Genomic DNA, 503 nt, shown 5'->3' on the forward strand with positions numbered 1-503 from the left:
CCTGCTCGCAGAAGAAGCGCGTCGCCGCAAGCGTCCGGCGGATCGGTCCTGGCGCATGGATGAAACATATATCCGTGTGAAAGGTGAATGGCACTATCTGTATCGCGCTGTCGACAAATTCGGCAAAACACTGGACTTCATGTTGTCGAAGCGCCGCAACAAGAAGGCTGCCACCCGGTTCTTTGCCCGAGCGCTGGAAGTTAACGGCTTGCCGCGCAAGATCGTCATCGACAAGAGCGGGGCAAATACCGCCGGAATCACGGAGATCAATCGGATGTTGAAACGCTTCGGCTGTCCGATCCCGATCGAGATGGTGCGGATCAAATATCTCAACAATCGCGTAGAGCAGGATCACCGCAGTATCAAGAAGCGGATCCGACCCATGCTCGGCTTCAAATCCTTCGCTTCGGCGTCAGCGACACTTGAGGGCATCGAAGTGGCCAATATGATCCGCAAAGGCCAGCTGACGCCCGGACTCTGTCCCTTCGCCCAATTCGCAGCAC

1 protein-coding gene is annotated in these 503 nt (G+C 56.5%); it reads left to right on the forward strand.

Annotation, left to right across the window (positions count from 1 at the left end):
- Nucleotides 1-503: IS6 family transposase (locus KNW02_RS20785; protein WP_216035068.1), on the forward strand; the 503-nt coding region annotated here is incomplete at both ends.

Origin of the sequence: Paracoccus marinaquae (genome assembly GCF_018860165.1) — a bacterium.
Lineage (GTDB): Bacteria > Pseudomonadota > Alphaproteobacteria > Rhodobacterales > Rhodobacteraceae > Paracoccus > Paracoccus marinaquae.